Genomic DNA, 14124 nt, shown 5'->3' with positions numbered 1-14124 from the left:
ACCCTTCCTCACCACCCCAGGCAACCGAGGAGAAGACTGCTATGCCTCAGATCAAGGTCGGGCTCGTCGGGGGTGGTGGCATCGCGGCCGCCCACATCCGTGGTTATCGGGAGCACGCCGACAGGATCGGCATCACCGCCGTGGCCGACGCAGTGCAGCAGACGGCGGTGGACCGCGGCGGCGAGCTGGGCGCCACGCCGTACACCGACTATCACCGGATGCTCGAAGCCGAGGACCTCGATGCGGTCGACATCTGCCTGCCCCACCACCTGCACAGGGACGCGATCGTCGCCGCTGCCCAAGCCGGCAAGCACATCTTGTGCGAGAAGCCGCTCTGCCTCACCGCGGACGAAGCGGCGGACGTTCGGGCGGCAGTCCGGACCAACGACGTGACGCTGATGTGCGCGCACAACCAACTGTTCCTGCCTGCTGTGGCCAAGGCGAAGGAGTTGCTGGACGCCGGAACCATCGGCGACGTGTACGAGGTCCGGACCACCGACAGCTTCTACAACGACTTCGATCCGGCCACCATGGGCTGGCGCGCGAGCAGCAAGACGAGCGGTGGTGGCGAGCTGATCGACACCGGTTACCACCCGACGTACCTGATGTTGCACCTGGCCGGTGGTTCCCCGGTGGAAGCCACGGCGATGTTGTCCACCCACCGGCTGAAGTTCATGGAGGGCGAGGATTCGGCGCAGGTCCTGATCAGGTTCGACAACGGCGTCGTCGGACAGCTGGTGACCAGCTGGGCCTACCAGCCGGCGCCCGTCACCGAGCGGTTCTCCATCGTCGGGGAGCTCGGATCCCTGCACAGCAACGGCAACTCGCTGACCTACCAGCTCCGGTCCGGTGAGACCGACACCTTCCACTGGGAGCCGGTGGACACCTTCGTCGCCGAGGTCGGTCACTTCGCCGATTCCCTGCTCAACAAGACCCGTCCGCTGCATACGGACGAGGAGGGCATCGCAGTACTCGGGATCCTCCTGGCCGCCTATGAAGGCGCGCGGACGAAGACCATCGCCCCGGTCCTCCAGACCTAGTGTCCCGTAAGCGAGACACTAGCTGGTTGCGCTCGTGTAGCGGCGCAGGCCCGCGCGCCAGACCAGTCCGGCAGCTAGGCAGGCAGCGGCGGCGATGGCTATCGCGATCGGTACTGCGGCCAGTCCGCCGCCGCGGGCGAGTACATCGACAGGCACGGTCGCAACGAGCGCGACGGGCAGCAGGTAGGTGAAGATCAGCTGGAGTGGTTGCCGGTAGATCTGGACGGGATAGCGGGCGAACTGCCAGATCGCGTCGTAGACGACATCGAGGCTGAGCCCGAAGGCCCAGAACACGACCGCAGCGATGATCACGCGGGTCGCCCACATGATGACAGTGGCTGTCACCACCAGGACCAGCCAGGCGAGGACCCCGACCACGGTGAGCGCGACAGCCGCGTGGACGACCCCGAAGGCCACGACGGCGAGGCCGAGCGCGACCTGGATCAGACTGATCGGTGCGCAAGCGCCGAGGCTGGCCAGGAAGATGGCGGGCGCCGGCTGCACCAGGACGGCATCGAACTTGCCGCTCTTCACCTGCTCACCGAACCACTCGATGTTCGGCTCGACGAAGACCGTCCGGAGGCCGCTGACGACCTGGAAGGTCCCGAGCAGGGCGATCGCTTCTCCCGGTGTCCAGCCGCCAAGGGTGTCGGTGCGGGTGTAGACAACACTCAGCGCGGCGAGCGAGGAGGCGGCCGCGACGAGTGTCAGCAGGAGTTCGAACAGCATGTCGGTGCGAAAGGTAACGCTGCGCCGAAGCGACATGGAGAAGAGCGCGCTGAAGAGCCTGAGGAGCTTGAACACCTCTACCCTCCAACAGCCGTGAAGCGTCGAACGCCAAGGCGCCAAACGAACGCGGCCAGCCCGCTCAGGACGATCAGCCAAGCGACCTGTACGCCGTACACGGTCGTGACTTCGGACCGCGCGATGTTGCCTGCGGCAATTTCTGCCGGCGCTCCGAGCATCGACCAGAAGGGGAGGAGCCGGCCGACCTCTTGGATCGGCTGGGGGAGGAAGCTCAGTGGGGCCGCTGATCCGCCGAGCAGGAAGATCAACGACTCGCCGATCCCGACCACGCCATGCGCACGCTGCGTCCAGACCGCTGTGATCGCCAGGGTGTAGGTGAACACGAACCGGAGCGCCGCGGCGAGAAGAACGGCCGGTACCGCGAACAGCACGTTGCCAGCCGTCAACGACAGACCCGCGAGCCAACCCACCACCAGGATCAACGGCAGCCCGAACAGCAGGTGCCACAGCCGGATGGCGAGGTTCGTCGCCAGATAGTCGAGTACGACGGGCCGAGGCTTCGTCAGCTCGATCGCGAAGTCGCCGCCGTAGATCCCGTTCGCCAGGGTGTGGTGCTCATAGGAGACGGTCATCAACTGAACGCCGAGCAGCACCACGTAGTACGTCGCCACCGTCGGATTCCCAGGGACGGCCGACGACCACACGAAGAGCCCCAGCAACGGGGTGACCGCCTGCCCGATCACCAAGGTGATGACGAACGTGCGGAAGCTCCACCACTGGACCGAGCTTCGCCAGATCCCCAGCCCCAGCAGCCGGAACAGCCTTTCGACCTGCGTTGCCATCACGCTCGTGGCCGTCATCGGCGGCCTGCTTGGTAGAACTGATCGATGACGAGGTCGAGGGGTGGATCCTCGACCGTCAGGTCGACGATCGCGAGTTGTCGCAGCAGTTCACTCGTCACCTCGGGTACAGCCTCGCGACGTACTCGTAGCGAGACCTGTTCTTGCTCCAGGTCCTGGGTTGTGTCCAGTTCGCCGAAGCGTTCCCAGTCGATGCCCGTCCGGTCGGGCATCGAGAGCTTGATCAGCTTGTACGGCGACAGGGTGGTGGCCAGTGAGTTCAGGTCACCGTCGTAGCGGACCCGGCTCCGATCGATCAGGATCACTCGCCGGCACAACGACGCCACATCGGCCATGTAGTGGCTGGTGAGCAGAACCGTCGCGCCCGTTCGGACCGCGTATTCCGCGACGAATCGGCGCAGCGCGGCCGCCGCGGACACGTCGAGTCCGAGTGTCGGCTCGTCCAGGAACAGCACCTTCGGCCGGTACACGAGGGTCGTGGCGAGCCCGGCCCGCATCCGTTCGCCCAGACTCAGGGCGCGCACCTGGCGGTCCAGCAACGACTCGAGGTCGAGCATGCCGACCAGTTCGGCGACGTTGGCGCGGAAGTCGGCGTGCGACACCTCATAGAGAAGCTGCTGGTAGCGCAAGGAATCCATCACCGTCAGCTCAGCGGGCCCACCAATGGGCTGGCTGCCTCGGACGAGGGCGATCTTCTTGAGATAGTCGTGCTGCCGTCGCCAGGGGACGAAACCGAGCACCCGGGCTTCACCGACAGTCGGATGCAAGATGCCGGACAGGATCTTCATCGTCGTCGTCTTGCCTGCCCCATTGGGTCCGATGAACCCGACGACCTCGCCGGCGCGAAGCTCGAAGGACACCTCGGCCACCGCTTCGATGTCCCGGTACTCGCGTTTCACCACCGAACGCAACGCCGCCCGCAGTCCTGCCTCCCGCACCGCCGCGCGGTACGTCATACCGAGTCGCCGCACGGAAACAACCGGTCCGGACTCACTGTCGGTGACCCCATCTGTCCTCATAAGCTCAAACTAGGAGTTTGATGCAAGCTGAAGGGTTGGGGAGCTCGCTCGTGCCAGATGTCGCCTCAGGCGCGGCCAAAAGCCTGCGCCGTAGGTCAAACCCCCGGACGCAGCTGCGGCCGATCGACCTGGCCCGGATGGCCGGCCTCGGCGTCACCCAGATCCGCACGTACGAGCGGGTCGGCTTCCTGCCGGCGGCAGAGCGCGGCGCCAACGGTTACCGCCGCTACTCGGCCGACCACGTCGAGGCGCTCCGGGTCTCGAGGATCCTGATCGACGGCTACGGCTGGCAGGGCGCCCTCGAGGTCATGCGCGCCGTTCATCTCGGCGATCGCCCGACCGCCTATGGCCTCGTCAACTCGCGGCATGCGGCGCTCGACAGCCAACGCATCCGGATCGCTGCGGCTCTTGAGGCCACCGACGCCGTACTGCGCCGATCCAAGGAGGCCTCGCAGGCGCGCGGCCGAGCGGCGGTCCGAATCAAGGAAGCCGCAAGGACCGTCGGCGTGAGACCTTCCGCCGTGCGCTTCTGGGAACGCCAGGGACTGCTCCACCCCGCCCGCGAGCCGTCGACCGAGTACCGCCTGTACGACGCCGAGCAACTCGGCCGGCTCAATGTGATAGCACTGCTTCGAGATGTCGGGTACCGCTTCGACACGATTCGTCAGGTACTCGACGAGTTGGCCGGCGGCCGACCCGACCAGATCCGGCACGCGCTCGACGAACGGCTCGAGAGACTGAACCAGATGACCTGGTCATGCATCACCGCCACCAGCACCTTGCACAACTACCTGGAATCGGCACTGCCCGGCGCCGGTCGAAGTCGTTAGGCTGGCGCCAAGACACTCTGGGCCGCCCCAAACCGATCAACGGAGGCACGGAATGGGAACGATCACGACCAGCGACGGCATCGAGATCTTCTTCAAGGATTGGGGAAGCGGCCAGCCGATCGTCTTCAGTCACGGATGGCCGCTGTCGGCCGACGACTGGGACAACCAGATGCTGTTCTTCCTGCAGCAGGGGTATCGCGTCATCGCCCATGACCGTCGCGGTCACGGCCGGTCCACGCAGACCGCCGACGGCCACGACATGGACCACTACGCGGACGACCTGGCCGCTGTCGTCGAGCATCTCGACCTGCACGACGCCATCCACGTCGGCCATTCGACCGGTGGCGGGGAGGTCACTCACTACCTGGCCCGGCACGGCGAGAGCCGGGCCGTCAAAGCCGCGCTGATCAGCGCGGTGCCACCGCTGATGGTGAAGACCGACGCCAACCCGGACGGCCTGCCGAAGGAGGTCTTCGACGATCTGCAGGCACAACTGGCCGCGAACCGCTCGGTGTTCTACCGGGCGCTGCCGACCGGGCCGTTCTACGGATACAACCGGCCGGGCGTCGAGTCGTCCGAGGCGGTCATCGCCAACTGGTGGCGCCAGGGCATGATGGGCGGGGCGAAGGCCCACTACGACGGCATCGTCGCCTTCTCCCAGACCGACTTCACCGAAGACCTGAAGAAGATCACCATCCCGGTGCTGGTGATCCACAGTGAGGACGACCAGATCGTGCCGTACGTCGCAGCGGGCCCCCGAGCGGCCGAGCTGCTGGCGAACGGGACCCTCAAGACCTACAAGGACTTCCCGCACGGCATGCCGACCACCCAGGCTGACGCCGTCAACGCCGACCTGCTCGCCTTCTTCCAGTCCTGACAGGCAGGCTCCAGTCCCTGACGCCGCGTGGCGGGCCGAGCTGGCTCACCAGCCCACGGGACAGCGCGCCCGGGCGCGCTGTCCGAGGGGCTGGGCGAGCTCGCCGAGGCGCGGTTCGACGCCGAGGCACCCGCTGAGCAGGTTCTCGCCGGTCAGCGAGCGGCAGCCGCCGTGATAGCCAGCAGGTCTGCCAGGCCGAAGCCGGGTCGGGCTGCAGGCACGGTCGGCTCCCAGTCAGATTCCAGGCTGAGGTAGCTCGCCGGGTCGGCGCGCAGCAGTCCGATCAGGACCTCTGCCACGATCTGGCCGCCGACCGGGCCCAGCCGGTCTCCGTCGCCACGGTGCTCTGCCTCCTTGAGGATGTAGAACCACAGCGGGGTGCCGTGCGGCCAGGCCTGTTCGAGTTCGTCGGAGGTCAGCGGCGCCGCGCCGACGAGCCGGGCGATCGCCTCACCGCTGGGCAGCCCGGTGGTCTCGCCGCGCAGCAGGTCGCGGACCGCCAGGGAGCGGTAGGAGTTGTTGTCGACCGCGCCGGTGACCTGCTCGGGAAGTCCGATGAGGCTGGCGGCGAGGCGGCCGTCGAGCCGTTTGGCACGCTGCGCGGGCGGGTGTCCGGGTATGTCGAAGACCTGGCTGAGATCCAGGCGCCGGTCGGCGGACAAGGGGCGGAACCCGACCAGGTCGGGGAACAGCGGTACGGCGGGACCACCTTCGACCAGCCGGTAGGTGTGCCGGATCTGGCCGTGGCCGTAGCGGTAGGCCGCGTCGGCGAACTCCAGCGGGATGTACGCCTCCAACGGCCCCGGCGCGTACCAGCGCCCGCCCTCGGCGAGCACTTGCTCCGTCAGAGGAGCCCCGACCAGCCGGGGCAGGAAGTCGTGGACCACGATCCACTGGTAGTGCCAGGTGAGGGTGATCCGTGCCCGGTCGAAGACCTCGGCCTCGGACACCCCCTCATCGCGCAGCAGGTCGACGATTCGGTTGTGCGCGTGCAGCAGGGCGACGTGCAGCGTCAGCGAGAACAGGTGCACGTCGTTGCGAGGGTCGCCGATCAGGGCCACGCCCTGCTGGTTGCGCGGTACGTCGCCGCCGTCGGGGCCGAGCAGGAACTTCGCCGGGTCGGCGAGGTCGAACAGGTACGGCGAGCCGATCGGGCCGTCGGAGTAGGCCATCTCCAGGTTGAGCTTCGGGGCGCGGGCGTTGCGCAGCGCCTCGGAACTGACGCCGCCGGCGATGGGCGAACGATCGGCGGTGATGTCGTGCGCGATCAACTGGCCGAAGAACGGCCAGCCGGCGGCCTCGGTGGCGTCGTCTCCGGCTGCTACCTCGTCCCGGACCGCGGCGGCGTCGCAGATACCGCCGTCGCCGCCGGCACGCATCAGCAGTCCGGGGTCGGTGCGCAGCGGGTCCAGCCCCGGGAACATGCGCCCGTAGCGGGCTGCCCCGGTCGGCCGGTCCACAGCGCGTACGGCGCTGAGGCAATGGTCACGCGCGGCCAGGTGGCTGCCATGCGAGTGTCGCGGGGCCGTGGTTGACGCTTCCGGCACTGAAAGACCTCCGGTGAGACTGGGGTGCACCTGCTAGGACAGGGCAGCCGCGGTTTGTGACAGGCCTCCTAGCCGGTGAGACCGGGGTCGGCCGGCGTGGTCTCGGCGACCGGTGGGCGGAGCTGCCGTCGGGAGGTGATGCCCAGCTTGGTGAAGACCTTGCGCAGATGCCACTCGACCGTGTGCTGGCTGAGGAACATCTGGGCTCCGATCTGGGCATTGGTCAGGCCGGCGCCGGCGAGCTCGGCGATCTGCGCCTCCTGCGCGGTCAAGCTGTCACCGGACCGTCGTGCGCGCTCGTCGACGACCTCACCGGTGGCCGCGAGCTCACGGCGTGCCCGGTCGGCGAACGCGTCGGCACCGGCCGCGGAGAGGATGTCGTACGCCGTCCGCAGTTCGCCGCGGGCATCCTGACGCCGGCCCTCCCGGCGGAGCCACTCGCCGTAGACCAGATGAGCCCGGGCGAGATCCATCCGGACCCGCGTCCGGCCGAGTCGCTCGATGGCCTCCAGATACTCGGACTCGGCCGCCGGGCCGGTCGCCAGCAGGGCTCTCGAGCGAGCGAGCAGGCCCAGCGCCCAGTCCGTACTGCTTGCCTTCGCCATCTCGGTCAGCCGGTCGAAGCCCTCGGCCGCCAGCTCGGGCCGCCCGCTCCGCGCTGCTGCCTCGACCAGTTCTGGCAGGGCCCAGTCGGCGACGCCGTAGTCTTTCGGATCCTCGGTGGCGGCTCTGGCCGCCGCCAGCGCCTCCTGGTACCTGGAGAGGCTGATCATGAGCACGGAGTTGGCCCAGTGGGCGAAGGACAACCCGCCGCCTTCGCCCCGCGCCGTGACGTCGTCGATCGTCGTGGCGATCAGGCGGCCGGCTTCGTCCGGATCGCCCCGCCAGACCGCCACAGCGATAGCGCCGTACGGCGCCAGGCCGATCCCGGTCGCCTCGGCGATCGTCCGGATCTCCGCGACCAGCGAGGAGGCCGCCGCGAACTCCCCGGCGAACAGGTGCAGGAGGACCCGGGAGTTCATCACCAGCGGAAGCTCGGTGAGATCGCCCAGCTCACGGGCGATCCTGAGGTGCCGCGCGGTGAGGACGTCCCAGTTCTCGTCGTCCCACAGATCGACGGCGGTGCGCGATGCCAGCCAGAGCCAGCGCAGGTCGCTCTGCTCCGCCAGCTCCTCGTCCGAGAACAGCCGGAGCGCCTTCCTGGCCAGGGGTACCGCCGCCGGATAGCCGTCGGTGAACAGCACAGCCACGGTTTCCAGCAGCAGATCGTGCTTGCGGGGTGCCTTCGGCCGCGGCGCCGCGCGGGCTGCTCGCGCCACTTCGGTCTGCGGGGAACTGGGCGCGAGACGCCCGGCGAACGTCGAGGCCGCGATCGCGTCCAGATAGGTGTCGCGGGCGAGTTCGAGGTCGAGCGGCTCGAGCCGCCGGGCGGCGTCCAGAAGCAGATGAGCGCCGTCCACGCTGTGACCGGAGGCGAACGCGATCTGCGCCCGCAGGAGATTCACGTGGGCCCGGTGCAGGGGGTTCGCCGGCCCTTCGTCGGCGGTGACGAGCAGCCTCAGCGCGGTATCGAAAGCGCCGGCGTGGAGGGTGGCCCGGGCGGCGGCCAGGGCGCGGGCCGCCCGCTCGGCCGGGTCCGGGGTGAGCTCGGTCGCCCGCTGGAGGAAGGCGGCCGTGGCCGCGACACCGCCGCGGCGCTGGGCCCGGTCGGCGGAGCTGACCAGCTCGCAGGCGACGTCCTCATCGGGACCGGCCGCTCCCTGGGCGCGATGCCAGGCACGCCGATCGGGATCGAGGTGCGGATCGATCGCCTCGGCGAGAGCCCGGTGTACTTCGCGGCGGTCGGCCGAGGCCCTCGTCCGGTACGTCGCCGACCGCACCAGAGGATGCCGGAAGCGGACTCGCGCACCGAGTTCGATCAGGCCGGCCGCTTCGGCAGGTGTTGCCGCGCTGACCGGGACGCCCAGGATGGTGAGAGCCCGGAGCAGGAGTGGTAGGTCGCCGACGGACTCGGCGGCGGCTGTCAGCAACAACTGCTGCGTCTGCGGCGGAAGCGACTGCACCCGTTGAGCGAAGTTCTGCTCGATCTGGCTCGCCAGGGGTCGAGTGTCCGGCCCCTCGAACCCACCGGCCAACTGGATGGTGGTCAGCCCCCGGGGCAGCTCCAGCAGCGCCAGCGGATTGCCGCGGGTCTCCGCCACGATCCGGTCCCGGATGTGGACGTCCAGCCGCCCGGGGACCGCGGCGTCGAGCAAGGCCCCGGCATGCTCGTCCGCCAGGCCGCCGACGACCAGATCCTGGAAGCCTCGCCACTGGGGACCGGCCACGGGCTCCCGGACGGCGAAAACCATCCCGATGCGCTCGGCGAACAGACGCCGGCCGACGAAGGCCAGTGTCTGCGCCGAAGCCTGATCCAGCCACTGCGCGTCGTCGATGACGCACAGCAGCGGCTCTCGGCCGGACGCCTCCGCCAGCAGACTCAGCGCCGCCACGCCGAGCAGGAACCTGTCCGGCGGGCCCCCGACACTCTCGGCGAACGCGACAGCCAGCGCCTCGCGCTGCAGTCGTGGCAGGTGATCGCCGAGGTTCAGCATCGGAGCGCACAACTGGTGCAGGCCGGCGAAAGGGAGCTCCATCTCGGACTCGACCCCAGCCGCGCGGGCAACCCGCATCCCGTCGGCCTGCCCGGCCAGGTAGTCGAGCAGAGCGGACTTTCCGATGCCTGCCTCACCACGGACGATCAGGACCTGACCCTGGCCCGAGCGCACGTCGGCCACCAGACGGTCCAGCCGCGCACACTCCGCTCGCCGACCGCGAAGCCCGTGCGCCCCGCCACCAATCGTCATCTCTCCAACGAGATTAGAGCTCTTCGCCGGTCCGCGACAGCGTGGCCCACCCGCCGGACACGAATGCGCCACCCGATCTCTCGGAGTGTGAGACTCACCGGACTGAGCATGATCGGCAGCGATCGGTCAGTAGTCGGTTGGAGCCGCGATGGGGGACCGCGCGCTCCGGTAGCAGGAGGAGAACAGATGTCCTTGGATCGCCATTTCGTCCGCAGCGTAGAGCTCTCGACCATCCGCACCCGCTATCCCCGGACGGTCGGTCGGAACGCTCGTCTCGGGAGCCATGGCAGTGGCGGCGAGTCCGACATCGTGGTAATCCGCACCGACACCGGCAAGGTCGGCTGGGGACTGGTTGCCGGTGACGTCCCGGCCGAACAGGTGACCGGACGGTCGGTGGCCGGCCTGATCGATCCCGGCAGCGGAGTACGTCACGAAGAGCTGCGCGGTCTGGACTTTGCGTTGCACGACCTGGTCGGCCAGATCGAGGATCTGCCCGTCCACGCGCTGCTCGGAGGACACGGTCAACGCACTGTCCCGTGCTACGACGGGGCGATCTACTTCGCCGATCTCGATCCGGACGACGGCCCGCGCGGAGTGCCCGCCGTACTGGCAGACTGTGCCGCCGACGACGCGGCCGGGTACCGGGCGTTCAAGCTGAAGATCGGCCGCGGCAACCGGTGGATGGACCGCGCCGCCGGCGACGCCAGGGACATCGAGGTGACCAGAGCCGTCCGGGAGGCCTATCCGGATCACCGGATCCTCGTGGACGCCAACGACGGCTACGACTGCACCGGGTTCCTCAAGTACCTACGGGCGGTCACCGACTGCGGGCTCTACTGGGTGGAGGAGCCGTTCCTCGACGGCGCGGCAGACCTCGCCCGCCTGCGGAGTCACCTGCGCGACGCAGGGTCGGCGACGTTGATCGCCGAGGGGGAGACCGATCCTGAGCTGGAGACCTTGCTGGAGATCGCCGGTCGTGGGGACATCGACGTCCTGCTGATGGACGTGGTCTCGTTCGGGCTGACGAGTTGGCGCGCGGTCATGCCGAGGATCGCCGAGCTCGGCGTACGCGCGTCACCGCACGCCTGGGGTCTGCCCCTCAAGACTCTGTACGCGGCTCAGCTCGCCGCCGGACTGGGCCACGTGGACACGGTCGAGGGCGTTCCCGGTGAGACGATCGGGGTGGACACCAGCGGATACCTCTGGCGGGACGGCGAACTGACCGTCCCCGACCGCCCGGGCTTCGGCCTGAGTCTGCAGAGTGGTAAGTAGCGCAACTCTCGAGAACGGAAACGCGGATGTCGACGATCCATCTCAAAGAAACGACCACCTCCACGCCCGAGCAGTTCATCGCCGGGCTCACCGACTTCGGGCCGGGCCGCTCGAAGCTCTTCGGCAACAGCGCGGACGGATACCTCGAGGTGCACAGCCAGAGTCCCGGTCACGCCGACGTGACCGAGGGCTCGAGCGGTATCTGGGAGCGCCTGGACTACGACTGGACCGACCCCCACCACGTCGTTCTCACCACCACCGACTCCAACATCTGGGGCGGCGGGTCGGGCCACACCTACACCTTGACGCCGCGACCCGACGGCAGGACCGACATCGACGCCGTCATCGTCCGCGAGGGCAAGAACGCGAAGGGACGCCTGCTGGGGATCCTGGTCGGGCTCGCCGGCAGCCGGCTCCTGGGAAAGGGATTCGCAAACACCGTCAAGGCCATCGAAGCCCGCACCAACGGAACCACGCCAACCGATCCCGCCTAGCCGCCCGTGCCGCGCCGGCCGGCGCCCATCTGCTTGCCCAAGGCCCCTTCCTCCGTTCCTTGGTGGACGGGGACCCCCACCGTCCTGTACGTCCATGGCGGCGGCTGGATCCTCGGCAACGCGGGAACCCACGACCGGCTCGTCCGGGAACTGGCCGTCGACGTCAACGCCGCCGTCGTGTTCGGCGAGTACGACCGTTCACCGGAGGCACTCCTACCGTCACCGCCTAGGCCATGCCGCCGGTTCGGCCGCCTACGCGGAGCAAGAACGCGTACTCGCCACCGCGCCTGCGATCGTGGTTCCGGCGGTGACGCTGGACGGCGTGGCCGATGGCAACTTTCCCGCCACCGTCGGCAGGGCCGGCGCCGCACACTTCGTCGGTCCGCGGGTCCACCATCAGGTGCCGAACGCCGGCCACAACCTTCCGCGTGAAGCACCTGCCGCCTTCGTGCGGGCTGTCGCCGAGGTGTTCGAGCTGGCTGTCACAGGTCGTGGGGCTGTCCTGTCATAGCTGCTGACCGGACGGCAACCCGTGCCCCGGCTGTCAGGAAGGTTTGCAATGAAGATCGTGGTTATCGGCGGTACCGGCCTGATCGGATCGAAGCTCGTGACGAAGCTCGGCGAGCACGGTCATGAGGCGGTAGCGGCGTCGCCGAACACAGGAGTCAACACCATCACGGGTGAAGGACTCGCCGACGCTCTCGCCGGGGCCTCCGTGGTGATCGATGTCTCGAACTCACCGAACTGGGAGGACGCCGCGGTACTGGAGTTCTTCGAGACCTCCACCCGCAACCTGCTCGCCGCGGAGGCCGAGGCGGGAGTCGGCCACCACGTCGCGCTGTCGGTCGTCGGCACCGAGCGGCTCCTCGAGAGCGGATACTTCCGGGCGAAGCTGGCGCAGGAGAATCTGATCGAGAGCTCCTCGATCCCTTACTCGATCGTGCGCGCCACCCAGTTCTTCGAGTTCGTGCCGAGCATCGCGGACGCCGCCACCCAGGACGGCAAGGTCCATCTGGCCCACGTGTTCTTCCAGCCCATCGCCGGCGAAGAGGTCGCCCAGGCGGTCGGCCGGGTCGCGGTCGCCGCGCCGCTGAACGGCCAGGCCGAGGTCGCGGGTCCGGACCGGTTCCGGATGGACGAGTTCTTCCGGCAGGTGCTTGCTGCCGGTAACGACAGCCGCGAGGTCGTGACCGACCCCGACGCCATGTACTACGGAATCTCACCCGCCGAGAGTGCCCTCGTGCCGGACGGCGACGCGATCCTCGGTGAGACCAGCTACACCACCTGGTCGGGCCGCGCAGCCGCGGACTCCTAGACCACTCGCTCGCCTCGCCATCACCCCGACTCGCCCTGGAGGTAAGCCATGCCCGAAACCGAACCGGTCACTGCTGCGCAGCCGCCGAGATCAACCGCCTGGCAGACGGCCCTGACCGTGCTGCAGGAGGTGGAGCCGCCCACCGTCACGCCTGGATCCCACGCGATGACCGTGGTCATCGAGTACCCGCCGGGCGACCCGGGTGCGCCGCCGCACCGGCACCCCGGCGGTCCGGCCTTCGGCTACGTGGTCGAAGGCGAGATGCTGTTCGAGCTCGAGGGCGAGGCCCCGCGGGTCGTTCGGGCCGGCGAGGCGTTCTGGGAACCAGGTGGCGACCTCATTCACTACCAGGACGGGAACAACCGCGATGACACCAAGCTGCGCTTCACGGTGACGATGCTGTGTCAGCCGGACCAGCCGATGCTCGTGCTGGTGGACGACGAAGAGCTTGCCCAGCGCAAGGATCGCCGAGTACCCCGGCCCGCCTGACCAGTACCCGGACCAGACGGGAGTTCTGTCGTGACCGCAGCGGCGATGGTTGCCGAGTTCGACGATGTCGCGGGGTGGACCGCCGACGCCGTCGAGGAGCTCGGCGTCCGGTACGCGATACCGGCCGCCTGTCGTGGCAGTGCGAGCCCGGCTGCGCTGGCCTGGCTCGCCGAGGTGCGGACGGGCTCCGTTGATGCCGCCTGGTGCCTGGGTGTGCTGTGCACTGTCGAGGACAAGCCCGCGCTGCTCGGCGAGATCCATCGGGTGCTGACCCCTGGTGCCTCGCTGGGTCTCCTGGTGGTCGTTGCCCGGAGCCCCCAAGGTCTTCCAGGTCCTGAGGGCAACCACTTCCCGACCCAGGACGAGCTGGCCGGGCTCCTCGACCGTACTGGTTTCACGCTGCTCGAGCAGACCGGCCGCCCGGATGCCGCTCCGTTGTCCTGGTCGCGGCGAGTGGAGCAGGTCAATGCCGCCATCGCCGCGAGACATCAGTCGGCGCGTGCCTACACGCTGGCCGCCCGTCAAGGCGAGCGCCTCAGCCGCCTGTTCGCCACCGGACAGGTCTCGATGCAGCTGATCCATGCGGTCAGCCGTCCAGCATCTGATACCTCCTTCGACAGCGGAGATGGCAGCACCGCCGGCCCGACCTTCGCGACCGCACGCTGATCAGTCGGAGAATCGCACCGGAAAGACGTCACAATCGGGAGGGTTGTCTGGTCTTAGCTGGCACTACCTAGAGAACAGAGGACATCGTGCGGACGACCCTGGTGGCCGGCGTACGGGCGAGA

The 14124-nt window shown here is 68.6% G+C and carries 14 protein-coding genes and 1 pseudogene; 10 read left to right on the top strand and 5 right to left on the bottom strand.

Annotation, left to right across the window (positions count from 1 at the left end; genetic code table 11):
• Window positions 1-41 precede the first annotated feature (41 nt).
• On the top strand, window positions 42-1040 hold the full coding sequence (locus tag EV644_RS13415; protein WP_132188575.1) for a Gfo/Idh/MocA family protein: 999 nt from the start codon (window positions 42-44) through the stop codon (window positions 1038-1040).
• 18 nt (window positions 1041-1058) lie between these two features.
• On the opposite strand, the gene EV644_RS13410 is transcribed toward EV644_RS13415, so the two are convergent.
• From EV644_RS13410 to EV644_RS13400, 3 genes are read right to left on the bottom strand one after another with little or no spacing between them, the layout of a single operon-like run.
• Window positions 1059-1844 carry an ABC transporter permease gene (locus EV644_RS13410; protein ID WP_132188574.1) on the bottom strand — a complete coding sequence of 262 codons (786 nt, stop codon included), beginning with the start codon at window positions 1842-1844 and terminating at the stop codon, window positions 1059-1061.
• 2 nt (window positions 1845-1846) lie between these two features.
• Entirely contained in the window at window positions 1847-2647 is an 801-nt protein-coding gene (locus EV644_RS13405; protein ID WP_241998126.1) for an ABC-2 family transporter protein, read from the bottom strand.
• Window positions 2644-3666 carry an ABC transporter ATP-binding protein gene (locus EV644_RS13400; protein WP_132188573.1) on the bottom strand — a complete coding sequence of 341 codons (1023 nt, stop codon included), beginning with the start codon at window positions 3664-3666 and terminating at the stop codon, window positions 2644-2646. Before EV644_RS13400 ends, EV644_RS13405 begins: the two co-directional genes overlap by 4 nt.
• Window positions 3667-3716: 50 nt before the next feature.
• Here EV644_RS13400 and EV644_RS13395 point away from each other — a divergent pair, with 50 nt between their 5' ends.
• Together EV644_RS13395 and EV644_RS13390 are read left to right on the top strand one after the other, a co-directional pair.
• Entirely contained in the window at window positions 3717-4496 is a 780-nt protein-coding gene (locus tag EV644_RS13395; protein WP_158292818.1) for a MerR family transcriptional regulator, read from the top strand.
• A gap of 52 nt (window positions 4497-4548) precedes the next feature.
• Window positions 4549-5373 (top strand): alpha/beta fold hydrolase, encoded by an 825-nt coding sequence (locus tag EV644_RS13390; RefSeq protein WP_132188571.1) that lies wholly within the window; start codon window positions 4549-4551, stop codon window positions 5371-5373.
• Between the two features lie 152 nt (window positions 5374-5525).
• Here the strand turns inward: EV644_RS13390 and EV644_RS13385 are convergent, their stop codons facing one another.
• A complete protein-coding gene (locus EV644_RS13385) occupies window positions 5526-6833 on the bottom strand; it encodes a peroxidase family protein (RefSeq protein ID WP_199239793.1) in 1308 nt (435 codons plus the stop codon).
• A 155-nt stretch (window positions 6834-6988) separates the two neighbouring features.
• Entirely contained in the window at window positions 6989-9766 is a 2778-nt protein-coding gene (locus EV644_RS13380; protein ID WP_132188569.1) for a helix-turn-helix transcriptional regulator, read from the bottom strand.
• Between the two features lie 186 nt (window positions 9767-9952).
• Here EV644_RS13380 and EV644_RS13375 point away from each other — a divergent pair, with 186 nt between their 5' ends.
• From EV644_RS13375 to EV644_RS13350, 7 genes and pseudogenes are all read left to right on the top strand, one after another.
• The gene (locus EV644_RS13375; RefSeq protein WP_132188568.1) at window positions 9953-11038 is read left to right on the top strand and encodes a mandelate racemase/muconate lactonizing enzyme family protein; all 1086 of its coding nucleotides are present in this window, start codon (window positions 9953-9955) and stop codon (window positions 11036-11038) included.
• Window positions 11039-11064: 26 nt separating this feature from the next.
• Entirely contained in the window at window positions 11065-11532 is a 468-nt protein-coding gene (locus EV644_RS13370; RefSeq protein WP_132188567.1) for a hypothetical protein, read from the top strand.
• 6 nt (window positions 11533-11538) lie between these two features.
• A pseudogene (locus EV644_RS46250) lies at window positions 11539-11745 on the top strand (alpha/beta hydrolase fold domain-containing protein); the annotation flags it as partial.
• A 94-nt stretch (window positions 11746-11839) separates the two neighbouring features.
• Window positions 11840-12043: a hypothetical protein gene (locus tag EV644_RS46245; RefSeq protein ID WP_241998171.1), complete on the top strand. Its 204-nt coding sequence runs from the start codon at window positions 11840-11842 to the stop codon at window positions 12041-12043.
• 48 nt (window positions 12044-12091) lie between these two features.
• The gene (locus EV644_RS13360; protein ID WP_132188566.1) at window positions 12092-12847 is read left to right on the top strand and encodes an SDR family oxidoreductase; all 756 of its coding nucleotides are present in this window, start codon (window positions 12092-12094) and stop codon (window positions 12845-12847) included.
• A 48-nt stretch (window positions 12848-12895) separates the two neighbouring features.
• Window positions 12896-13336, top strand: a complete 441-nt coding sequence (locus tag EV644_RS13355) for a cupin domain-containing protein (protein ID WP_132188565.1) — start codon at window positions 12896-12898, stop codon at window positions 13334-13336.
• A 30-nt stretch (window positions 13337-13366) separates the two neighbouring features.
• Entirely contained in the window at window positions 13367-14002 is a 636-nt protein-coding gene (locus tag EV644_RS13350) for a class I SAM-dependent methyltransferase (RefSeq protein ID WP_132188564.1), read from the top strand.
• The last annotated feature ends 122 nt before the right edge of the window (window positions 14003-14124 follow it).

It is taken from the genome of Kribbella orskensis, assembly GCF_004342085.1.
Classification (GTDB): Bacteria; Actinomycetota; Actinomycetes; order Propionibacteriales; family Kribbellaceae; genus Kribbella; species Kribbella orskensis.
Note: the sequence above shows the minus strand (reverse complement) of the source record. Positions and strands in the feature narration are given on the sequence as shown.